We start from the raw sequence: 22,722 nt of genomic DNA on the forward strand, positions 1-22,722 counted from the left end.
CCGATAAGGCCCAATGTTCTTTTCTCGCAGGAGATCAAAAAGGGTCACAGCAGCCTCAATAAATACTATCGTTCCATCGTTCCGTACCGTTCCATAATCGTTCCATTACCTAAAGTGCTAATTTTATAGATTGAAAATCTTTTTATGGAATGATGGAACGATTATCTAATGATATTATGGATAAAGAGTAGAGTTGTTAATTTAAGCTTTGTTTGTTTTTTTGCGTGAACATTTCCGCACGTGCGTGCGTACAAAATAATCGTTCCATCGTTCCGTAAACTGAATTTAGGCCGTCACTCCAGCTGTTTGCACGCGGAACGATGTAAAAAATATCCTTCCGTAATCGTTCCATCGTTCCGCCCGCCCCCTCCCCGATAGGCCATCAGACACAAATGCGAGATCATTCCGAGAAGGCATACTCATCTTTGATTCTGAGCCCAAAATAGCGGCGACCGTTGCTACTGTCGCAGGAAAGACAAAGCACCTCCTTCAGATAGTGGCCAAAAGCCTTCTTGCTATGGGGTTTGGCTCTTCCGCCTCCGTTATACTCCTCCCACCATTTAAGGAAATGACCGTAAAGCTGTTTGAAGGTCACCCAGTGGTCATTGTCGTCAGTCCGATTTATGCACTCATCGAAGAACTGCCCTAGTGTGTCCTCCTCGCGGACCCGCTCATGCAGAGTGTCGCGCAGCTTGTCCGGCAGTTGGAGACCATCCCTTTGCCACAATAGACACCAACGGACGAGCGCCTGGAGAATCCCAGGGTACTCTTTACGAAGTTTCTCCATGAGCCCCTTGTCCTTCAATCGGTACAGGTTTGCACGCGCGGGGTCGTCTTTCCGCTCCTGATCTGGGGCGTCCACGTAACGAAGCGGATATTCAATCATGGCTAGCCGCTGGCGCATGGCGAAATCCTTGGTGAGCCCCCAAGGTGGATCGTTGGTGTACAGATAAATGCTGTGAGTTGGGGTGTAGCCCCACTCATACTTGTCAAAGGGTGCCCGGACAGTAAGGGAGTCGCCTCCGGTCAAGCGTTTCACCATCGCGGTAGAAATTTTGCGCCCCTCGTCGGTCTCAGAGGCAATCACAAAACGTCGACCATACAACGAAACAAGGTCAGCGGAAGGCCCTACCGAGCTTCTAGAGTTCTTTTGTTCCAGGAGCATCTCCGGTTGGATCGCCCAGGCCAGTTCCCCCAGTATCTGCTTGATAACCTCGAACATAGTACCTTTACCGTTACGACCAGCCCCGATGAATACGGGGAACCAATGTTCTGTGGTAAGGCCTGTAATCCCATAGCCGAGGATCCGCTGAACAAATGAGATGACCTCAGGATCTTCTTGGTGGATCTCTCCGAAGAAGTGGTCCCAGGTCGGACAAGGGGACTTATTACCGTTCTTGAGGAAATCAGGAGCGTAGTTGTATTCAAACGGAACTGCCCGTAAGAGGTAGTCCTGCGGTTTGCCCTTGTAGAGCATCCCCGTCTGGAGATCGATCACCCCATTGAGGCAAGGCAAGAGCCAAGGTTTCTGATCAAATTCGTGCCCGATCACGGCCAGCGAATCTCTAGGACCAATCCTATGCGCGTGCGTAAGGGTCCTCTCAATACCACTAGCAGAACGGAGCCTGTCAACCCTTGACTCGAGCTCCTTTTTCTCCGCCTTCAACTTGGCGTATGCACCCTTCAGACTCAGCACTTCTGCTTCTGCGGCTAAACCTTCTGCATCGGCTTCCGCCTTAAGGATCTCGGAGGATAGTTCCAATTCCTTGTTTTCAGACTTAAGAGCAGCTATCTTGTTGCGCTCAGCCACTTTTGCCTTTTTGTTGGCTTGCGAGACTCGGAGGTTAGCCTCCGTGAGGTTGTTGTATGCCTCCTCGAGTGCCGGCACCAGTTTCTGTGCCTCCTGGTCATAAAGCACTGCGACCTCTTCTACGGCATTGTGCGCCAGGTAGCGCTTATCCAGCTCCCAATGCACACCATTGAAGACGTACCACACGCCACGATCTTTGGTGGCATCGCGCTCTTTGAGGTTACATACGTACTTCCCTCGATGGAGCGTAGCGTACAGCACACCGTCCCCCCGCTCGTTGTTACCCAGGCAGTCCCTGATAAACTGGGGGGTGATTAGAGGTGCAGGAACATCCTCAGACTTATCCAGGTCAGCAAGGGAATCGTTCTCAAGGCGGATCCGGTCCTCTACAAGAGACCGGTCATAGAAAGGGTCCTGCCCAATGGAACCGCTCATAGGGGAAGGTCCCCCCCGTTACAACTCAAGTGTTTTGCCTTCTGCGCCCACAGATAAGCGGCAGCAGTAGAAATCCCAAGTTGTCGAGCTACTTTCCGAGGTGATACTTCACAGCCAACCATAAATAGAAGAAGGTAGAGGGCCCGGAACTCTATTCCTAGCCCATTCAGGACAGTGCCCGTGACTGCTGAAAATGACCGGGTGCAGTTACAACATTGAACGCGTCCCATAGCCCAGAATGTCTCAAGCCTCTTGGTGCTTACAACAGGCTGACCACATTGGGGACAGATTGCACCATCTGGGTGAAGTTTGCGAAGGAACCAGGCGCGACAGGCACCTTCATTGAGGTGGTCGACGGTAAATTCGTCGAGCAATTCCAAAACTAAGCTTCGAACTGTTACCATGTAAAATAACCTCAGGATCTAAGTAGGTAATTCCAGTACCGAAAACTCCATTATTCCAGCACATTCACAAATTTTATGCGGACACAAACACCGGGGGTACAATTACCCGCAAGGCTCAAGGTCGCTGGAAGGACCCGCGGCATGACCTATGACCCTTCTTCCCCTGATCTTTTCCCGCAGACGTCAGACCCAGTTCCCTGTGGCAAGCCACACTTGGCGCCAGGGCCCCGTCATTGTGTTTCTGTTCAGCCGTCAACAGCACCTGTAATACATCCACAGTCCCCCTCCAGGATATATAATCAATCTGCCCCTCCCAACAGCGAAGGGGGAAGGGGGGAGAAACCCTCCCCGGGCAGTCAAGTTTTGCGCTTTGCCCGGCTTTTGCGGAAGACTTTGAATGATACCTCTGCAATCAGACGTTCTTGCGCCGCTGGAGTAAGCGCATTGAATCTTGAGGCAAAGGTATTAAACGCGTCCAAGGCGCCTTGGTACTTGAACTGGGCCATTATGGAGTCATGCTCTTTACTCAAAGGGAAGCTCCTAAATCTGCTGTTAACCCCTGAGAAGATCGAGTACTTCCAGCTTAAGCTGAATCGCCTCACCAACGGCTTCCCTAAGAGGCTGGACCACCAAGTTCAGATGCCTACTGAACTCGTCAGACAGAATTTGGACCTGCGCTTCGGTAAGAAAGCCAAATAAGCTACTGTCGAGCTCGACATTAAAAACGGCATCTTTTGCTAGGTACCTATCATATATGGCCATGACTTCAGATGCCTTGAGACAAATGGTTTCAGGGGCGTGGCCATTACGGCTCAGTCGTGATTCTATTGCAGACCTTAACCCAGTTCTTGCTGTTGCAGCATCTCGCCTTTCTTGAAAGCTGATTACCGTTCCCATGTTCTGCATCCCTCCGTGTTAAGTGACTACATGTTGAGTGTGACGCCTCTTGATCCTGCCTGGCTAATTATTGGGGCCAACTCTTCCTCAAACCACTTCTCGAGCACCTCTTTATTGCCATAGACGCTCGCAATATTGATAGTCACGGTGCCTTGCTAAGAGGTCTGCCCCGCTGACTGTTGGGTAACCACGTTTGAAGATGGGTTGGTATTATAAGAACCACCCCCAGAGCCGCCTCCAGATCCCCCCATGCCCATTACGCCTTCAACTAAGCCCGTGGCTGCAATCAACCCCATGTTGATCATGCCCCAGGTATTAATCGCTGTAGCGGCCGGGGGGCCGGCAATGGGACCGAGTTCAGCCATGGCCCTCATTTCTGCAGCCTTGGTCGATACCCACGTCTCGCCAATGGCTAGGCCCTTTTGAAGCCCCAGGCTTGCCAAAGCCGCAACCTTCGATTTCCCTGCAAACATGTTGATCAGGCCAATGCCCTGCTGGAATGCAGCGCCCTGCAAAGCGCCAAGCTCCTTATTCTGCTGACTTTCTATTTGCTTTCGCTTCTGGGAGTACAGCTCCTGAATGGTGGCTTTGCGCTTTTCGTACTCCTCGAAGGAATTGGTCATCATAGCCCAGTTGCGGATAGCTGCCTCGCGTTCCTCATCGAGGCGTTGCAGCTCGGAGTTGCCACCCTCGGTTTGCAATCTAAAGCGAGACTCGGCCTTTTGCGCATTTTGATCAGAGGTCTGGTTGGCAGCCGCCCAGGTGGAACGCATCGATGTTTGGTCGAAAGCTGCCTGCTGACTATCAGACATGCGCCCGATGGCGTTTAAGTAGCCGTCGGATTTCATCAGGCCATTCTCGACCTCGTCAAGGCGCATCTCGCCTTCAATTTTGGCCAGCTCGGCCTGCGCCTGTTCCAACTCCTTATTGCGCTGGGTCAGCCAGTCAAGCTCCTCCTTCTCGTCTTCCTGCCGGCGCCGCCAGTTCATGAAACCGGGGGCATCCACGGTGTAGTTTTTCTTTTCAGTGGAGGTGGTGGTGCCAGGGTCTCCTCCGCCACCAGGATTTAAAACAGAGACCCGATTCCCTTTGGAATCAAGACCAACCTCACTATAAGCGAGGGTTTGAAGCGAATTCTCTTGCGACTGCGCTCGCCCTTCAAGATCCGCGGCAATACCTTGCCACCACCTTCCCCCCTGGGTGAATTTCCCACCGACGGTCAGAGACATGGCAGTAGCTAGACTCGCCCCAAAACGATCTAGAGACGCACCCGAAAGTCGAACGATCGCTTCAACGTCGTGCATTAAGAGAACAAAGGGATGGACGCCTTTTACAGCCACATTGCCAAACTGGGCACCAAGCCGCACCAGTTCCGGAAGCAGTTCATTCCCAATCTGTACTGCAAGACTGGTTGACACCAGCTTTAGCTCGTTCATGTGACGCTTGTACTCTTTGACCTGGAGCTGGCCATCACCGCCTACGACAAGGTGCAACTGCTCGGCGCGCTCTTTTGCCGCAATAAGTTCCGCAGCGGTCAGCCTGAGGGTTTGCTGCGCCTCGGCCCAACCCTTGCCGTAGACTTTTTGGCCGGCAATGTTGCGCTCCAGGGCGCTGTGCATGGAGCCCAGTCTGCCGTTAACATCACCCATGATTTCGATTGAGGAGCGCAGCTGGCCGTTGCTGTCGGTGATACTGACGCCAAGGTCTTTGATTGCCTCACCGCCGTCCTTTCCTATGCTCTTGGCCAGGCGGAGCGCCGCACCGGTTACTACGTCTGAATCGATACCAAGGGTGCGCAGCGCTACGTTGAGCTCCGAGGACTGCTGAGCGGTAGTGCCCAAAACCCGCGAAAGCTTGGTGACCTCTCCGATCCATCCGGTTGTCTCAGAGATGATTCCCTTGAAGACCCCGCCGGCCAAAATTCCGGTGAGTACGCCGGTAAGAGACGTCAGCTTAACGATGCCGCCACCGAGCTCGTTGAAACTGCTGGACATGGCAGACACTGAGTCCTTGGTCATGCTGCGGCCGTCCTGCAGGGTCTTGGCCAGACCGTCCAGCTTGGCATCAATGGAAAACAGAACTTTCTTTTCGGCGTCGGCCATAATCACGTCCTCCTGATGTTATGTCTGCTAGGGGGGGGGAGCATCTGCTGGTGTTACTGAGGTTGAGGCATCAAAGATTATGAGTTCCCCATTCGAGCCAGAAGAGAAGGTAACTGGTCCATCTTCTACAGCACTCATACCGTAGCTCCTTGTCCCGTGTTCAGGCACGCCCAAGACTCCTGGCAAAGGCCACCATTGCCTCAACGTATGGGTTAACTTGGGGGCTGGAGGCTACTTGCCTTACCGGCAGGGAGCTCGTAACGGTGCGGGGTCTTAATTCCAACATCTTACAAATGGCGATTCGAGATCTTTGGACTAAAGAGGCCGATATCTTCTGGTATTCACCCCCATTGCCCTGTTTGCAAAGCTCATCTTTCGTACACATTCCGTCGGCCAAACCAGCCATTATCCCTTGAGAACCAAGGAATTCACGGCCATCTGCCAATTCGGTCGCTACCTTTTCTGCTGAGAGCTTGAGATTGCGTGCTACGGTATTGATCAAGGCCGTATAGATATGATCTAGCCGCGCTTGGAGGATTTCTTTGTCAGCGTTGGAGAGGGGAGCGTGTGGGTGCCCTGTTCCTTTATAACGGCCGGCGGTGAGCACGGAGGTTTTTACTCCAGAGTTTGCTTCCCTGGCCGAAAGATCGCGGTGTCTGGTAATGACCCCGATAGAACCAATGTTAGCCGCCTCGCTGGATACAAAGCGTTTCTCGGCTGCCGAGGAGATTAGGTAGGCAGCTGAGGACATTTGGCCATCAGTCCAAGCAGTGGTGGGCTTCTCACCGCGGCTACGGAAAATGAATTCTGCGAGCTCGAAGGTGCCAGGAGCGGCTCCCCCTGGAGAGTCGATATGCAGCAAGATCTTTTCGACGCGCGGGTCGTAAAGAGCTTCCCGAAACCGCAACTGGATCGCCTCCGCCGAAGTCGCTCCTAATATTCTCCCAAATAGGTTCATGCGCGGGATGATCAGACCATGCACGGGGATAATGGCCGTCCCATTTACTACCTCATACAGCTTGTCGCCGCTAAAGAGTTGCTTGCCGGTGTGGGATATTACGGCATTGCTTTCGAAACCATCGCCATCTAAAAACGATGAATAGGCCGACAGTATCTCATCAAGCAGGTACGGTGAAATCATCCACGGCCCGCGCAGCACACTGTTGAAGTTCATTCGGTGACTCCTTTGCTAGGATTCCCCTCCTTAGAGGCACATAGCCCGGGTCTCGGAGGGGACTTAGCCCCTGGACCGCCATTGGAGCGCTCCCCTATAAGGGAGCCTCATGATCCCTATGGCGTTCCTCTTCTCGGGATTCATGAGCAGCATCCCTCTCTATCTGGAAGAGTAGAGAGGGATACAGGAAAGCATATTGCTAAAGGCCCAGGAGTTCCTTTTTAGCGCTGGCTTTAGTCCGCGCTACATCCTGCCGAACGTTGGCGGCCTGCGTCCTAAGCCCTTTTGCCTGGTTTTCAAGCTCAGCCGCCTGAGATTCAAGATCCCCCGCATCAGAAAGCATTTCATCGCCATCCAGCACCTCAATTGCGTCACTGGCGAGAAACGCTCTGGCAGTGACCAAGTCAAGGGTGACGATATCCCCCGGCTTTAACGCAGGCTTCCTGAAATCATTGGAAGTCTGAATAACACCGTTGATGATCCTGTATTGCTTTTCGCTGCTCTGCATGTCTTGACTATTGGCTTGTTCCATTGCCCCCCCTATTTAGCTTTGGCGTAAACTATTTGAAGTATTCCTGAGAGAGCTGATCCTTGAACGGAGCCAACTGGTCAAGATGAACACCCGCGCCGAGGGTCCGGAGACGCTCCATGAAATCAGTTATGGTCGGTGTTACGCCATAACCATGTCCAAAGGCCTCAAGGTAGGCGGCATAGGTTCTCCGAAGAGCCGGGGCAAGTTTCCCGGCCTCAATTGCCATGACCAGGTGGTATGCGCTCTCTTTTAACCTCTGGACACGCTCCCGATCCCCGGACTCAGTCGTAGTAGCGGACTGGATATTTGCGGCCAAGACTTGAATTGCGGCGGCCATCGTTTTCTTTCTCTCCCTGAGCATTTCTAGCGTTGCCTGTATCTCGTTATGGTCTCCTTCGGAGATTTCCCCGCGGGCATACTGCGTTATTGCGGAGCTCGCTCTGGTTTCAACCTCAGAGATTTCAGCCTCGAGGTCTGCAAGCTTAGAAGCGAAGTCGCCTTTTCTTGAAAAAAGAGATTCGCGACTTTCCATGGTTTGGGACAGCTTTTTCTGGGCCTCAGCAAGATCCACCTTTGCCTGGGCCAGTTCACGCTTCTTTTCGTTCATGAGAGAGGCTCCTTGTGAGATCTTGTTATTTCTCGGTAGCAGTTTTGCCAGCCTGGCGTTCCTCTTGCGCAAGCCTTGCGCGCAGCGCTTTCAGCTTTTCGATGTGTCTCTGAAAGGACTCAATCTCAAGATCAAGTTCTCTGGTGGAGGTCAAATTGGGAAGAGAGGTGATAATTGCCATCGCATTTCTCCTTAGAAGGATTTTGTTTAGCTTTTGAAGTAAGATACTGATTTTCGCGAAAAAAAGAAGACTGCCTATCCCGGCATAACCCGAGTTGTGCCGGGATAACTTGGGTTGTGCTAAGCATGGCATAACTACCCGAGGAGCGCTGTCTCGCGCTTTCTGCCTTTTATCATGTGAGCCAAGCCACGTTCCAGGTAGACCTTTTTCACAACGGTTAGGATCACCCCCCTCGCAGAGCTGGGCTCACCTTGTCTCAGGTAGGGGAGATTTAAATAAGGAAACTTACCGTCATCATTGGAGAAATTTTCTATTTGGTTCACCATGCTTAAATGGTCAATGCTTTGATCTACAGTTAGCTTCCAGTCAACAAGAAGTTCAATGTTCTTTTTGAAGTTGTCGAGAGAAACATATCTAGCTTTAGCCGCACTCTTCGCCCTGTCTTTATCACTATTTTTTTGGTACTGAGTTAATAGATTTGTGATATTTGCCGGAATGATAGTTTTTAAGAAAACATCAAAAGCAATATCCAATTCCAACAGGAGCATTCCAAGCCTTAGCACCTCTTCAGTAGCATCTGCATCAAAGACACCAGAAGTTACGGAAAGCACTTTGCCGTATTGGTTTATAATGTTAATCACCGGAGCTTGGAGCACCTCGCTGGGGCCTAGACATGGAATAGCAGCGGCTCTGCTTTCGATAAGGCCCTTAACCCGAGAAAGTAAAGAGGTGCTACTTGGTGTTCCATGTAGAATCTGACGCCACAAATAGTCGACCTCCTCCAGCTTTTGACCAACACCCACAGAACCAGGGCTAGAAAGCGCTTCCATTTCGTCCAAATCCTGAAACATCACCAGAGCCCCCTCGCGTTTCTCAAGACGGTATGCGCCTAAAAACCTGAGGCTCCGGAATAGGGAGCAGATGGGACCAAAGCCTTGAGGCTGCGGTGCTTGGAGTAGTGATTGGGGTAGCGGTCCATTAGAAAATCTTCGGTCAACCTCAAATCGAATTGGAAAACAGCACTTATAAAAATGTACAGCGCGGCTATGCCCTTTTTTGCGACGTTGGCAGCTGACTGCTCAATGGTAGAAACTCGCTCGTTGTATGTTAGGGACTCACACATTTTTGCGATTTCATCCAGGCAAGCTGCCAGATCCTCTTTTCTGTTTAAAAATTGCATGAATAATCCTCCTGTGAGGTATAAGCCTTGGAGCCCCGGTTTTTTTCAAGACAACACATAGTCCAAAACGCCTATGCCGTAAACTTAGGGACCCGCCGAGCGGCGATATCGCGCAGCTTCACCAGGTGCGGCTCAAATGGCGATTCCATAAGGGCCTGCTCCATAACGTCAAGAACGGTTTGAGGCTCCAGTTTCCGAACCAGTACAAGAATTGCACGCTCCTGGCTGTTTAATTCTCCCCATGTCATTTACATTCTCCTTAAAGTGGGTTGCTGGTAACGATTTCCCGACATCTAGCCCTTACGTACTGCAGCCTCACTAGTGCTCTGGTGTTCGGTCTGGGCAGCGATCCAATTCATGACAGAAGAGAGTTTGTATCGAACACTTGCCCCCACCTTGATAAAGGGAGGAGCTGGTGCGCCGGTGAGCCTTGCACGGTTGAGAGTGTTCACTTTCTGGCCTATGATATTCGCCACCTGTTGAACCGTTAGGAGCCGGTCCGCCGTTTGAAGGGACTGGCAGTCACCTGTACCTAAGTACCTCTCTTGAGCCATAGTTTCCTCCCTGTTCACGCAAAGTATTTGCACAGCCTTTTAGTATTATACTGTTGTATGGCATTGCATGTTATACAGTTGTATGGTAGGTGTCAATAAAATAATTGGCAGGAGGCCCTCTATGGGGAAGACCTATCCTCGAGTTGTAGAATTGCTGAGGAGGGAGTTTGAAGATAAAGGGGTTACAAAGTATTTGTTTTGCAAGAAAACGGGGATAAATCCAACGAGCGTGGAAAGGTATCTGCACGGCATTTCTGAGCCGTCTCAGGTGAGCCTTGAAAAACTTGCCACTTATTTTGAAACCTCAGTAGCGTGGTTAAGGGGGGATGATGAGGATAAATGTTGGCTTTCTGAAGAGGAGTCTCGTGAACTTGTCGAAGACATACTGCTGAGGACCTTCCGGCAAGAAAATCCCAGGAAAAAGGGCGAGTCGGAAGCTGAATATGAGAAAAGAGTTGCCGCTCTTGGGGAAGAAAAAAAAGTGTTTTGGTCAAATATATATGAAGAAGCCGTCAGAATGAGGCGGGCAAAAAAAGCCTCTGAATCGTAGCAGGTCTCTTAAGTGACATTTTCCCGGCTAATGCCAATTCCAACCTCGGCCAGTTCCATGATTTTGTTCACCACTTTTTGCGTTGGTTCTCTGAGCCTTTCCGGCGTCATCATAATGTAACCGCCGGTAACGTCGTTTCCTAGGCTATGGTTTAGCAAGGCCTTCAGAGCATAGTGCGAGATATCGAGGGACTCGGCGACTGTGATGAATGTTCGCCGCAAGTCGTGGAAACAGAAGTTGACCCCGCTCGCCTGGATTATGTCGCGCTTCCAGGGGTCTGGATTGGTGATGTGGGGATTCATCCCGCGGCCCGGGAAAATGAACTCGCTTTCCCATCCAGCCGCAAGGCGCTTCACCAGGAGCTGGTGCAGCTGCTTTGACATGGGCATGGTAACCTGGTCATCTTCCGGCTTCTCCCCGCGCTTCTTCTCTGGGGTAAAGGTGAAGGTCTTGTTCTGCAGGTCCAGATCTGACCATTTGAGCACTGACGCCTCGCCGCGACGAAGGCCTGTGTAAAGCAGCAGAAGGATGAAGTCACGCCCCTTCGGGTTATCGTACTCGTCGACGGCCTTGTACCAGGCGGGGAAGTCCTCCGGGGTTATGTAGGTCTTGCGCCGGGTCTTCTTAGTCCATCCCCGGCCGCGGATCTCCTTTACCGCGTCAACAGGATTGAAGGTGATTACACCCGGGTACAGTGCTATCCCGAAACGGAAAAGCCCCTTCAGAAGCTTGATAGCATTGGCGCCCTGCACCGATCCACTCCTCTTTTCGATCCTCCCCAGGCGCTCGATCACCATCGTCCCGGTGATAGTGTCCGCCGGTAGTGTCAGCCAGTCCTTAAAATGGTTGTTGATCCACGCTTCGTACTGGTAAGCGGTGGATTTTGCCACGGGCGTCTTCCGGGCGCTTAAATATTGACTGTACAGGTCTTTTACGGTTATGATCTGCCGCTGTATCTGGGCCTTCGGATGTGGGTTTTCCCCCTTGTCGAGGCGCTGCAGATATTCCTTGGCGGTGCTCCTGGCTTGGTCCGGAGTGAAAGTGCCGTAACGGCCAATAGGGATGAAGGGCTTTTTTCCGGTACCGCGCATGGTTGCGCGGACAAAGAAGGTCAATGCTTCCTTGGTCGCACGAACGCCAAAGCCCTTGAGCTCCGTGTCGTGGTAGTCGACCTGCCCGGATCCTGGGAGAGTGATCCCCGACAGGTTCGCTTTGGTGATCTTCAGTTGCGGCATGAGTGGCACTCCCCTGTAGTGTCCAGCGTAGAGGCTTCATAGTGTCAAGCGTGTGCGAATTTCTATACCACTGCATCACCAAGGAGTCAACGAATGTGTAGGAGTTTAGCGCTCCTATCCATCGCAAGCATACTGTGAGAATCAAGCGACTCGAAATACTGGGTTTCAAGTCCTTCCAAGACAAGGTTGTCCTTGATTTCAACCAGGCCATCACCGGTGTCGTAGGCCCCAACGGCTGTGGGAAGTCCAACGTCGTTGATGCCATCCGCTGGGTCATGGGGGAGCAGTCCGCCAAGAACCTGCGTGGCAAGTCGATGGAAGACATCATCTTCAACGGCACGGAGTTTAGAAAGCCGCTCGGCATGGCCGAGGTCTCCCTCTTCTTCTCCACCGACGACGGTCGTGTTCCTGCCAAATACCTCAATTTTTCTGAGATCCAGGTTACTCGCCGGCTTTACCGTGATGGCGAAAGTGACTACCTGATTAACAAAACTCCCTGTCGTCTCCTCGACGTCGCCGAGCTCTTCATGGATACCGGTATCGGCGCCCGGGCCTACTCGATTATCGAGCAGGGTAAGATCGGTATGATCCTGCATGCCAAGCCTGAGGAGCGGCGCTTTCTTATCGAGGAGGCAGCCGGGGTCACCAAATTCAAGGCTCGTAAGATCGTGGCTCTCAAGAAGATTGAAGCCACCAAGCAGAACCTGCTGCGCATCGGCGACATCGTGTCCGAGATCAAGCGCCAGATGAACGGTCTGCAGCGTCAGGCCAAGAAGGCCGAGCGCTTCCGCGAGATCCGCCAGGAACTCAAGGAGATAGAGCTCCTTTTTGCAGCGAAGGGGTATGCCTCCCTGCAACAGGAGCGCCACGGGCTTGAGACCCAGATCGCCGATCTCGAGGCACAGCTGGTGGCGCTTACCGCAAAGCTCGAGGCGGAGGAACTCTCGGTCGAAGGGAAACGGTTGGCACTCGCCGAGACCGAGCGTCTTTTGGCCGCTGCCCAGGAGGAGATCTTCCGCTGGAAGAGCGAACTGCAGGGTGGCGAGAACAAGCTCGAGTTCCAGCGCCGCGAACTCGCCAACCTCGAGCGTCAGGGTGCCCGGTTCGAAGATGAACTGCAGGGCCTTAAAGACCAGCTGGAAGCCTCGCAGCGCGAACTTGAGACCCTTGCCGTCCAACGTGGAACCTTCCTCGAGGAGGTCGCTCGTGAGGAAGAGAACCTGGAAAACCGCGAGTCGCTGCTCGAGGAGATGGCCGCCGTCGAGTCAGGGGTGACCCGCGAGCTGGACGAGGCGCGCCGCAACCTTTTCGCCGTGCTCTCCGAGGCGGCCCAGGCCGGCAACCAGCACACTGCCGCCGCCAAACGGCTCACCACCATCGGCGAGCGGCTGGCCGCGAGTTCCCGGGACCGGATCCTGCTCGCTGAACGCCTGGCGGAAGCGAACCAGAAGGTCGAGGCTCTCAGGGTCGAGTTGCAGTCGCTGCGCGACACCAAGGAACAGACCAACGAAGAGCTCACCCTGGCCACGGCCCGGGAAACCCAACTGAAACAGGAACAGGAGGCCGGCGAGAAGGCACTGCAGCAAAGCCGCGATGAGCTTTCCGGCGCCGCCTCACGCCTTAAATCGCTGCAAGAGCTGGAAGCCCAGTTCGCCGGCTACGGCCAGGGGGTGCGCAACCTTCTCCTGGCAGACCCCTTCAAAAACGGCGCCTTCACCATGCTGGCCGACGCCCTCGAGGTCCAGGAGGAGTACGAGGTGCCTCTGGAGGCGGTGCTCGGTGATCGGCTGCAGTATCTTCTCTGCGGCACCACCGAGGTGGCCCTAAACGCCGTCTCTCACCTCAAGACCAGCTCCGGCGGTCGCTGCAGCTTCGTCACCGCGCCGCCCTGGCAGGAGGTGCCGGGAGAGGCACCCGCCGATGTCCCGGCACTCGCCTCGGGTGTCACGGTAGCGGACACTTACCGGCACCTCGTCGCTCCACTGCTTTCCGGCACCTTTCTGGCCCGCGATCTGCCCCACGCTGTAAGCCTCGCCGCGCAGCACCCGCGCTGCACCTTCGTTACCCGCGAGGGAGACTTGGTGCACGCAGGCGGTATCGTGAACGGCGGCTCCAGCGAAGCTGCACAGTCCGGGATCATCCACAAAAAGCGTGAGATCAAGAGCCTCTCCGGGGACGTCGAGGCGCTGCAGACGCAGGTCGAGGAGCTCACCTGGAAGCGCGAAACCCGGCGCGAGGAAATCGGGCTGGCCGAGGTGGAGCGCCAGGAACTCAGGCAGGAGCTGCATCGCCTGGAGATCAGGATAAACACCGCCGAGAAAGACCTCCAGACTGCCGCAGCGGAGTCCAGGCGCGTTGAAGAGAGCGCCGCGGTGCGCGAGATGGAAGAGGAACAGCTGGCCGAAGAGAAGGCGCTGGTCGAAAGCGAACTCGCCCAGGCCGATGCCAAGAAGGCGGCCGCCGAAGAGCGCAAAGTTGAGCTCGAGAAGAGCGTCGAGGCGCTGCAGTCGCGCTTGCAAGGCTCCCGCTTCGAGATGGAGGAGGCGCGCGAACTGGTGACCTCGCTCAAGGTGCGGGTCGCCGCCCTGCGGGAAAAGGGGGAGGGGGCCCAGCGGACCAGCGTACGCGTCCAGAACCTCTGCAACGACCTCTCTGCGCGCATCGGCTCGCGCAGCAACGAGCTGCAGGGTTCCGGCGACGAGCGCACTCGCCTCATCGCGGCCATCGAAGAGGGGGAGAAGGCTCTCAAGGCGATCGTAGCCCTGCAGGTTGCCAGCGAACAGAAGCTCCTCGAGGTGCGTGATCGCTACGAGGGCGAATCGGCTGGCGTGCAGGAAGAAGAGGCGCGCCTCAAGGCAGGGCGCAACGAAGCCGGGCAACTGCGCGACCAGTTGAACGCGAAGACGCTCAGGCTCTCGGAGCTCGCCATGAAGCTGCGCTACCTGGAGGAGACCCTGCAGGAGAAGCACCGCATGGAGATCTCCGAGGCGCTGACCCACTACGCCGAGCTGGAATGGGACGAGCCCGAGCGCGCCAAGCGCCAGGGCGAGCTGCAAAAAGCAATCGACGAGATGGGCGAGGTCAATCTCATGGCGATCGACGAGTTCAAGCAGCTCGAGGAACGCTTCGAGTTCCTCTCCGGCCAGAAACAGGACCTGGAAGACTCCATGAACTCGCTGCACAAGGCAATCCAGCGCATCAACCGGACCACCCGCAAGCGCTTCCTGGAGACCTTCGAGATGGTGAACGCCAAGTTCCAGCAGGTCTTCCCGCGGCTTTTCTGCGGCGGGCAGGCGGAGCTGAGGCTCACCGACGAGGAGGATCTCCTCTCCACGGGCCTCGAGATCGTGGTGCAGCCGCCGGGGAAAAAGCTGCAGAGCGTCTCGCTACTCTCCGGCGGCGAAAAGGCGCTCACCGCGGTAGCGCTCATCTTCTCGATCTTCATGATCAAGCCCTCGCCGTTCTGCCTCTTGGACGAGGTCGACGCACCGCTGGACGACGCCAACATCGGCAGGTTCAACGACATGGTGCGCGAGATGAGTGCGGTATCCCAGTTCATCATCATCACCCACAACCGCGCCACCATGGCCGTCGCCGATACCCTGTACGGGGTCACCATGGAAGAGCCCGGGGTCTCGAAGCTGGTCTCGGTACGTCTGAACTGCTGATCACTTGGGACGCCGAGTCGGTCTCGCGTGGCACGCCGCGATCCCTTGCCGGCAGCCTCGCTTGTTTATTCTTTGATGTGATAAGAAAATGCGTTGCCGCTTTTATTCTCTTTGCTATGAATCTGTTAGTGCTATTTCGAGGAGTGAACCCGTGCCCTTCAAACGACTGCTGACCGATCTGGTTGAGGCCGTGCCTGGAGCCAGTGGTGCCATTCTGGCTGACTGGGAAGGTGAAGCCGTCGAGCAGCATTGCTTTGGCGATCCCTACGACATGAAGGTTACCGCAGCACATTGGGGGATCATGCTGACCCAGCTCAAAGACCTGCAGCAGAAGCTGCACACCGGAGCGGTGCGAGAAGCACTCATCAGCACCGATCGGCAGTACGCGATCGTGGGGGCGCTCGGCGACGACTACGCACTCGTTATGACCATGACAGATTCGGCTCTCCCCCTGGTTGCGCTGCACAGCTTTCGGGAAACTGCCGTGCTCTTGATGAAGGAGATCTACTAGATGGCCGAGGAAAACAAAGGCTTTTTCAAAGGACTGTTCGGCAAGCTCGGTCTCGGGAAGGAAACACCTCCGGAGCCCGAGGTCGAGAAAAAGACAGGGGCGCAGGAGCCGGTAGAAACCCAATCGGCGAGCGATTGGGCGCGCGAACTTTTCCAGAAAATGGAAGAGCCTGCTGCACCGGAAAAGGCACCGGCGCCGACTGCCGCGGAAGCCGTTGCGCCGGCCGCAGCGCCGCCGGGCGCCCCGACTGCTCCTGCAGAGCCCGTGGTTCCGGTCGCACCAGTAGAACCTTCAGCTCCTGTAGCTCCTGCCGCCGTGACCCCTCCGCCGCAGGCTGCTGTCGTGGAGCAGGCCAAGCCGAGCTTCTTCGAGCGCCTCAAGCGCAGCCTCAGCAAGACCCACGAGTCGATCGTCGGGCGCATGGACGCCCTGCTGCTCGGCAAGAAGCAGATCGACACCGACACCCTGGAGGAGTTGGAAGAGATCCTGATCACCGCCGACATCGGGGTGAAGACCACGGTGGACCTGGTCCGCACCCTCGAGCAGCGTCTCAAACGTGCCGAGTTGCAGGACGGCGCGGCGCTCAAACAGGCGCTCAAGGAAGAGATCCTGGTCCGACTCGAGGCGAACTCGGCGCCACTGGTGGTCACCGACAAGAAGCCGTTCGTCATCCTGGTGATCGGGGTGAACGGGGTGGGCAAGACCACCACCATCGGTAAGCTGGCCGCGCGCTACGCCGGCGAGGGCAAACGCGTCCTTTTGGCTGCGGCAGATACCTTCCGCGCCGCGGCTGCGGAACAGCTGGAGACCTGGGCAGGCCGAGTCGGGGCGGAGATTGTGCGCCACAAGGAAGGGGCCGACCCTTCTGCCGTCGTTTTCGATGCCTGCAAGGCTGCCGCAGCACGGGGATGCGATGTGCTGATCATCGACACCGCCGGCAGGATGCACACCAAGGTTAACCTCATGGAGGAGATGAAGAAGATCCGGCGCGTACTGACACGCGAGATCCCGGACGCCCCCCACGAGACCCTGCTGGTGCTTGATGCGGCAACCGGCCAGAACGCCCTCTCCCAGGCCAAGCTTTTCAAGGAAGCCGCCGACGTCTCGGGTGTGGTGCTCACCAAGCTGGACGGCAGTGCGAAGGGGGGGATTGTGGTAGCAGTCAGCCACGAATATGCGCTCCCCGTACGTTTCATCGGGGTCGGTGAGGCTGTCGAGGACCTGCGCGAGTTCGATCCGGCACAATTCGTAGAGGCGCTTTTTCAATAAGCTCCTTGACTTTTGCGGGTTTATTAAATATTATTCTGCCGGAAAAGGTATCATATGAGCGTAAATCTCTTTGAAGAGTTGGAAGACAGAATCGGTTCGCTGTTACAGTCCCTTGATGAGCTGAAGCTCGAAAATGGCAGACTGCAGCAGGAAAACGAGCGTCTCAACCTAGAAAGAGGTGATCTGAAGTCCCGGGTCGACGCCATACTTAAGAGGTTGGAAGGGGTCTGACATCTTGATCGCGACACACAGCATCAAAGTGCTGGGCAGGGAACTCCAGGTGAAAAGTGCCGCGAGTTCCGAACATGTGGCGCAAGTCGAGGCTCTGGTAAATGAGAAGCTGGCGGAAGCCAGTGCTGCAACCACCGGTGGGGATACTCAGATTGTGAGTATCCTGGCCATGTTGAACATAGCAGAGGCCTATCTCACACTGAAAGAAGAGTGCGAGGAAGAGAGGCGCGCCAATCGGGAGAGGCTTGGCGGCCTCCTCGATCGGTTGGAAGGGCAGAAGTAATCACGGTTTCAGGTCTCTTGCGGGAGATTAATTATATAGCAGGTTGTCCAGCGGTTGTACGCATTGCCAGAACCAGCGTGGAACATCAGAGCATGAATTCCCGTTTGCTGATAGGTAGCCTAACGACAAATATATGTACGTCCTGGGGTTAATGGCTGCATGATATAAAGTTCAATTGGCGCTTCACTTGAACGCGGCCCTACTACCGATACTGTCAACGCATCACCCGTCCTCAATCTGCCTTCCCCCACAGAGTACCTGTCTCTTTGGGCGCCTTGCCGCCCGCCCTTCTCTATTGCATCGCGAAACAAGTTGTTTTTATTATGCCCAAACGCACCCTTAGAACCGCGACGCTCGCCCGTAGGCGTGAGCTGACTCCGTACCTGGTTGCCTGCCACAGCCTCGCGCTGCAGCGGCTTTTCCTGGCGCTTCCTGAATACCGGCAGGCGCAGGTGCTGGCTCTCTACTCTCCGATCCATCACGAGGTGGAGACGGCCACGGTCGCCACACGAGCTCTGGCCGAGGGGAAGACTCTCCTCTACCCGGCAGTAGTTGGGAGCGAGATGGAGTTTCGCAGGGTACGCCACCTCGATGATCTGGTTCCCGGCCGCTTCGGGATCCTGGAGCCCAAGGGCGAGGTGTGGGAGGCCCGGCAGGCGGATCTGATCGTGGTCCCGGGAGTGGCTTTCGACTGCTCCGGCAGGCGTATCGGCTACGGCAAAGGGTTCTACGACAAAGCGCTGCACCGACTGGAAGGCTCCGGCCGCCTGGTCGCTTTCTGTTATCAGTTTCAACTGGTTGAGGAGATAGCCGGCGAACCGCATGATGTGACGATGGATTTGATCGTTACGGAGGAGCAGGTGGTTCGCGTTCATAACAATATATAGGGTAGGAGGTACGCAGTGACGAACAACAGCATAATGATTGCAATAATCCTGGCGCTCATAGCAGGAGGCGTAGGTTACGTAATTGGCAGCATGCTCCGCAAGAAATCATCGGAGGCCCTTCTGGCTAATGCAGAAGATCTTGCCGCAAAGATGATCGAAGACGCGAAGCGGCAGACCGAAGTGATGGCAATGGAAGCCGCCATCCAGGCCAAAGACGCGGTATATCAGGCAAAAGAGGAACTTGAAAAGCAGTTCGAACAGGAAACCCGCGACAAAAAGCGCGACCTCCAGGCGCTCGAGAAAAGGCTGCAGCAAAAGGAAGAGAACCTCGACAAGAAAACCAACCTTTTCGATCAGCGCGATACCGAGTTTCTTAAGAGGGAGCAGTCCTTGGCTGCTCGCGAGCAAGTGCTGAGCACAAAGGAGCAGGCCCAGGTTCAGAAAGAAGAACAAATCGACCAGTTGGTCACCGAGCAGCGTGCCAGGCTGGAGCAGATCTCCGGTATGACTTCCGCAGAGGCCAAGAAGGTCCTGATGGACGCCATGGAGGACGAGGCGAAGCTGGACGCTGCCAAGATCATCAAGGCCATGGAAGAGGAGGCCCGCGAGACTGCCGACAAGAAGTCCAAGGAGATCCTGGCACTTGCCATCCAGCGCTACGCCGGCGAGTACGTGGCCGAGCGCAGTGTCTCCGTGGTAACCCTACCGTCCGACGAGATGAAGGGGCGCATCATCGGTCGCGAGGGACGCAACATTCGCGCCCTGGAAGCCGCTACCGGCATCGACCTGATCATTGACGACACCCCGGAGGCGGTCATCCTCTCCGGCTTCAACCCGGTACGCCGCGAGGTCGCCAAGCTCTCCCTGCAGAAACTCATCGCCGACGGCCGCATCCACCCGGGCCGCATCGAAGAGGTCGTGGCCAAGAGCCAGGAAGAGATCGACCAGGCCATGAAGGAGGCCGGTGACCAGGCAGCCTTTGACCTTGGCGTGCACGGCATCCACCCGGAGATCCTGAAACTGATCGGCCGCCTGAAGTACCGCACCTCGTACAGCCAGAACGTTTACCAGCACTCGCTGGAGGTCGCCTTCCTGTGCGGCATCATGGCTGCCGAATTAGGTATCAACGTGAAACAGGCCAAACGCGCTGGCCTGCTGCACGACCTCGGCAAGGCGGTGGACCACGAGATCGAAGGGTCTCACGCGGTCATCGGCGCCGACATCGCCAAGAAGTACGGTGAGTCCCCGAAGATCGTGCACGCCATCATGGCGCACCACGAGGACGAGAAACCGGCCAGCGTGCTGGCGGTTCTGGTGCAGGCGGCCGACGCCCTCTCCGGAGCCCGCCCCGGTGCCCGTCGCGAGATGATGGAAACCTACGTGAAGCGTCTGGACGACCTGGAGCGCATCGCCACCTCGTTCGACGGCGTGGTGAACTCCTTCGCCATCCAGGCCGGCCGCGAGATCCGCGTCATGGTGTCGAGCGACCTGGTCTCCGACGACCGTGCGCTGCTCCTTGCCAAGGACATCGCCAAAAAGATCGAGAACGAGATGACCTACCCGGGCCAGATCAAGGTCAACGTGATCCGCGAGACCAGAGCGACCGAATATGCCCGTTAAGCTGCTGTTCATAGGCGATATCATCGGCAAGCCGGGTCGCGAGGCCCTCTCCCGCGAGCTGCACCGCATCGTGGACCGGCTCTACGTCGACCTGGTGATCGCCAACGGCGAGAACGCGGCCGGCGGTTTCGGGCTCACCCAGGAAACCGCGCAGGATCTCTTCAAGTGCGGCGTTCACGTGCTCACCTCCGGGAATCACATCTGGGACAAGAAGGACGCGCTCGACTACATCAAGCGCGAAGAGCGCATCGTGCGGCCGGCGAACTACCCGGAAGGGACGCCGGGGCGCGGCGCCACCATCGCCAGCACCCCTGGTGGCGTGAAGGTCGGCATCCTGAACCTTGAGGGGCGTGTCTTCATGAACAACCTCGAGTGCCCGTTCCGCTGCGCCGATCGCGAGATCGCCAAGCTTAAAGAAGAGGCCACCATCGTCTTCGTCGACTTTCACGCCGAGGCGACCTCCGAGAAGGTGGCGTTGGGCTGGTACCTGGATGGACGGGTTAGTGCCGTGGTCGGCACCCACACCCACGTACAGACCGCCGACGAGCGCATTCTCACTTCCGGGACCGCCTACCTGACCGATGCCGGAATGACCGGCTCCTTCGATTCGGTAATCGGCGTCCGTAAGGAAGATGCCATCGAGAAGTTCGTCACCCAGCGCCCCTCGAAGTTCGAGGTTGCCAAGAAGGACATCCGGGTGAACGGGGTGGTTGTCGAGGTGGATGAAAAGACCGGGTTGGCTCTGAAGATCGAGAGAATCAACATCGCGGTGTAGCAGTGCCATGTGTAACGATGCAGTCACCGGGGACGCTCCTTTATGGGGCGCTCCCTTTTGTTGTCATTAATGGCTGATACTTGGAGGGTAGTGATGACTGTTGCAGAACAGATGGAGATCATCAAGAGAGGGGCCGTCGAGATCCTGGTGGAGAAAGAGCTGGTAGAGAAGCTCGAGAAGTCTGCCAAGACCGGCGTACCGCTCAAGATCAAGGCCGGTTTCGACCCGACCGCGCCGGATTTGCATCTGGGGCATACTGTGCTTTTGCACAAGATGCGTCAGTTCCAGAAACTGGGCCACGAGGTTATCTTCCTGATCGGCGACTTCACCGGCATGATCGGTGACCCGACCGGCAAGTCTGAGACCCGCAAGGCGCTCACCCGCGAGGATGTACTTAAGAACGCCGAAACCTACAAAGAGCAGGTCTTCAAGATTCTGGATCCCAAGCTTACCAAGGTAGTCTTTAACTCGGAGTGGTTCAGTAAGCTCACCGCCGCAGACATGATCGCGCTTGCCTCGAAGTACACCGTGGCCCGCATGCTCGAGCGCGAAGACTTCAGTAACCGCTACGCCAATCAGCTCCCGATCTCTATTCACGAATTCATGTATCCGCTGGCTCAGGGCTACGACTCGGTAGCGCTCAAGGCGGATGTCGAGTTAGGCGGCACCGATCAGAAGTTCAACCTGCTCGTCGGGCGCGAACTGCAGCGCGAGTGGGGCCAGGTGCCCCAGACCGTCATCACCATGCCGCTTTTGGAGGGTTTGGACGGCGTTAACAAGATGAGTAAGTCGCTCGGCAACTACGTTGGCGTCAACGAGCCGGCCGACGAGATCTTCGGCAAGATCATGTCCATCTCCGATCAGCTGATGCTGCGTTACTACGAACTGTTGAGCGACCTGAGCACCGCGGAAATTGAAAAGCTGAAGGAAGGTCTCAAAGACGGCAGCGTGCATCCCATGGCAGCCAAGAAAGCGCTCGGCCGCGAGATCGTGGCGCGCTACCATGGCGAGGCTGCTGGCGCGCAGGCGGAGGAGAACTTCGTCAGCCGCTTTCGTGACAACCAGACTCCGGACGAAATGCCCGAGTTCACCCTGACCCCGGAAGGGGAGAAGGTGCTCCTTTGCCGCGTCCTGATGGAAGCGCAGTTGGTGAAATCGAATTCCGAGGGGCGCCGCTCCATCCAGGGCGGTGGCGTGAAAGTGAACGCCGAGAAGATCTCGGACGAGAATCAGGAGATCGCCTGCAAAGGTGAGTACATCATCCAGGTCGGCAAACGCAGGTTTGCCCGGGTGCGCTTTGCCTGATTCTGGAAGGACGTGTAGTGTTAGTAGCCGAAGGGGCGATCGATTTGATCGCCCCTTCGTGCGTTGTGGTCAGAGCTGCCCCACCAAAGTAAATAACCCCTCGCCCTCCGGGAGAGGGGCGGGGGTGAGGGGGGCGGCAGCTGCAGAAACGTCGGCCCTTCTCTAATATCGTTCCCACGCTCCACCTGGGAAGGCAGCCAGTGACGCTTCGGCATCCCGGTTTTGGACGCAATCCTAGGGCGCGAAACTTTTTCTACGCCGTAACTCCTGACTATCTTTACCGTTTCCATGGCGTTGGTAAAAACAAATGATAAATCCGTTGACGCCTCGGGGAAGCTTTGTTATAAACACCATCCGCTGACGAACGGGGCGCTTTCGAAAGACGACGCACCGCAGCGTTCCACAAAAAAGCATTGACAGTGAAAAACTCCTCTGCTATAAAGTGGGACTTCGCAGCACGGCTCTCCGACAACTCAATAACTGCCCTGGCCTGATCCCTTCACGGATCGACC

The 22,722-nt window shown here is 55.9% G+C and carries 21 protein-coding genes; 9 read left to right on the forward strand and 12 right to left on the reverse strand.

All coding sequences use genetic code 11. The features are described from left to right. Positions 1–400 precede the first annotated feature (400 nt). The 11 genes from GMST_RS21605 to GMST_RS21655 all read right to left on the reverse strand — a co-directional run bounded on the left by GMST_RS21605 (position 401) and on the right by GMST_RS21655 (position 9,570). Positions 401–2,245 (reverse strand): phage/plasmid primase, P4 family, encoded by a 1,845-nt coding sequence (locus GMST_RS21605; protein WP_183356788.1) that lies wholly within the window; start codon positions 2,243–2,245, stop codon positions 401–403. A 760-nt stretch (positions 2,246–3,005) separates the two neighbouring features. After that, positions 3,006–3,179: a hypothetical protein gene (locus GMST_RS21610; RefSeq protein ID WP_183356789.1), complete on the reverse strand. Its 174-nt coding sequence runs from the start codon at positions 3,177–3,179 to the stop codon at positions 3,006–3,008. A 22-nt stretch (positions 3,180–3,201) separates the two neighbouring features. Beyond that, positions 3,202–3,546, reverse strand: a complete 345-nt coding sequence (locus GMST_RS21615; protein ID WP_183356790.1) for a hypothetical protein — start codon at positions 3,544–3,546, stop codon at positions 3,202–3,204. 155 nt (positions 3,547–3,701) lie between these two features. Then, the gene (locus GMST_RS21620; protein WP_183356791.1) at positions 3,702–5,648 is read right to left on the reverse strand and encodes a phage tail tape measure protein; all 1,947 of its coding nucleotides are present in this window, start codon (positions 5,646–5,648) and stop codon (positions 3,702–3,704) included. 160 nt (positions 5,649–5,808) lie between these two features. After that, a complete protein-coding gene (locus GMST_RS21625; RefSeq protein ID WP_183356792.1) occupies positions 5,809–6,822 on the reverse strand; it encodes a S49 family peptidase in 1,014 nt (337 codons plus the stop codon). 199 nt (positions 6,823–7,021) lie between these two features. After that, on the reverse strand, positions 7,022–7,354 hold the full coding sequence (locus GMST_RS21630) for a hypothetical protein (RefSeq protein WP_183356793.1): 333 nt from the start codon (positions 7,352–7,354) through the stop codon (positions 7,022–7,024). A 28-nt stretch (positions 7,355–7,382) separates the two neighbouring features. Next, a complete protein-coding gene (locus GMST_RS21635; RefSeq protein WP_183356794.1) occupies positions 7,383–7,961 on the reverse strand; it encodes a hypothetical protein in 579 nt (192 codons plus the stop codon). 25 nt (positions 7,962–7,986) lie between these two features. After that, positions 7,987–8,142: a hypothetical protein gene (locus tag GMST_RS21640; protein WP_183356795.1), complete on the reverse strand. Its 156-nt coding sequence runs from the start codon at positions 8,140–8,142 to the stop codon at positions 7,987–7,989. Between the two features lie 134 nt (positions 8,143–8,276). Continuing rightward, positions 8,277–8,996: a hypothetical protein gene (locus GMST_RS21645; RefSeq protein WP_183356796.1), complete on the reverse strand. Its 720-nt coding sequence runs from the start codon at positions 8,994–8,996 to the stop codon at positions 8,277–8,279. A gap of 35 nt (positions 8,997–9,031) precedes the next feature. After that, positions 9,032–9,322: a hypothetical protein gene (locus GMST_RS21650; protein ID WP_183356797.1), complete on the reverse strand. Its 291-nt coding sequence runs from the start codon at positions 9,320–9,322 to the stop codon at positions 9,032–9,034. A gap of 71 nt (positions 9,323–9,393) precedes the next feature. Beyond that, on the reverse strand, positions 9,394–9,570 hold the full coding sequence (locus GMST_RS21655) for a hypothetical protein (protein WP_183356798.1): 177 nt from the start codon (positions 9,568–9,570) through the stop codon (positions 9,394–9,396). Between the two features lie 427 nt (positions 9,571–9,997). Between GMST_RS21655 and GMST_RS21665 the strand changes: the two genes are divergently transcribed. Continuing rightward, the gene (locus GMST_RS21665) at positions 9,998–10,426 is read left to right on the forward strand and encodes a helix-turn-helix domain-containing protein (protein ID WP_183356800.1); all 429 of its coding nucleotides are present in this window, start codon (positions 9,998–10,000) and stop codon (positions 10,424–10,426) included. An 8-nt stretch (positions 10,427–10,434) separates the two neighbouring features. On the opposite strand, the gene GMST_RS21670 is transcribed toward GMST_RS21665, so the two are convergent. Further along, entirely contained in the window at positions 10,435–11,661 is a 1,227-nt protein-coding gene (locus GMST_RS21670; RefSeq protein ID WP_183356801.1) for a tyrosine-type recombinase/integrase, read from the reverse strand. Positions 11,662–11,795: 134 nt separating this feature from the next. Here GMST_RS21670 and smc point away from each other — a divergent pair, with 134 nt between their 5' ends. The 8 genes from smc (at position 11,796) to tyrS (ending at position 22,210) form a co-directional block, all read left to right on the forward strand. Beyond that, positions 11,796–15,329 carry a chromosome segregation protein SMC gene (smc, locus tag GMST_RS21675; RefSeq protein WP_183356802.1) on the forward strand — a complete coding sequence of 1,178 codons (3,534 nt, stop codon included), beginning with the start codon at positions 11,796–11,798 and terminating at the stop codon, positions 15,327–15,329. Positions 15,330–15,480: 151 nt separating this feature from the next. Then, complete coding sequence (locus GMST_RS21680) at positions 15,481–15,840, forward strand: roadblock/LC7 domain-containing protein (protein WP_183356803.1); 360 nt, start codon at positions 15,481–15,483, stop codon at positions 15,838–15,840. A gap of 159 nt (positions 15,841–15,999) precedes the next feature. After that, the gene (gene ftsY, locus GMST_RS21685; protein WP_443093448.1) at positions 16,000–17,109 is read left to right on the forward strand and encodes a signal recognition particle-docking protein FtsY; all 1,110 of its coding nucleotides are present in this window, start codon (positions 16,000–16,002) and stop codon (positions 17,107–17,109) included. Between the two features lie 235 nt (positions 17,110–17,344). Next, positions 17,345–17,623: a cell division protein ZapA gene (locus GMST_RS21695; protein WP_183356806.1), complete on the forward strand. Its 279-nt coding sequence runs from the start codon at positions 17,345–17,347 to the stop codon at positions 17,621–17,623. Between the two features lie 323 nt (positions 17,624–17,946). Next, a complete protein-coding gene (locus GMST_RS21700) occupies positions 17,947–18,510 on the forward strand; it encodes a 5-formyltetrahydrofolate cyclo-ligase (protein WP_183356807.1) in 564 nt (187 codons plus the stop codon). A gap of 33 nt (positions 18,511–18,543) precedes the next feature. Further along, the gene (gene rny / locus GMST_RS21705; protein WP_183356810.1) at positions 18,544–20,130 is read left to right on the forward strand and encodes a ribonuclease Y; all 1,587 of its coding nucleotides are present in this window, start codon (positions 18,544–18,546) and stop codon (positions 20,128–20,130) included. Then, positions 20,120–20,905: a TIGR00282 family metallophosphoesterase gene (locus tag GMST_RS21710; protein ID WP_183356808.1), complete on the forward strand. Its 786-nt coding sequence runs from the start codon at positions 20,120–20,122 to the stop codon at positions 20,903–20,905. The genes rny and GMST_RS21710 overlap by 11 nt, the downstream gene beginning before the upstream one ends. 93 nt (positions 20,906–20,998) lie before the next feature. Continuing rightward, positions 20,999–22,210, forward strand: a complete 1,212-nt coding sequence (gene tyrS / locus GMST_RS21715; RefSeq protein WP_183356809.1) for a tyrosine--tRNA ligase — start codon at positions 20,999–21,001, stop codon at positions 22,208–22,210. The last annotated feature ends 512 nt before the right edge of the window (positions 22,211–22,722 follow it).

Origin of the sequence: Geomonas silvestris (genome assembly GCF_014193515.1) — a bacterium.
In the GTDB taxonomy this organism is placed as follows: domain Bacteria; phylum Desulfobacterota; class Desulfuromonadia; order Geobacterales; family Geobacteraceae; genus Geomonas; species Geomonas silvestris.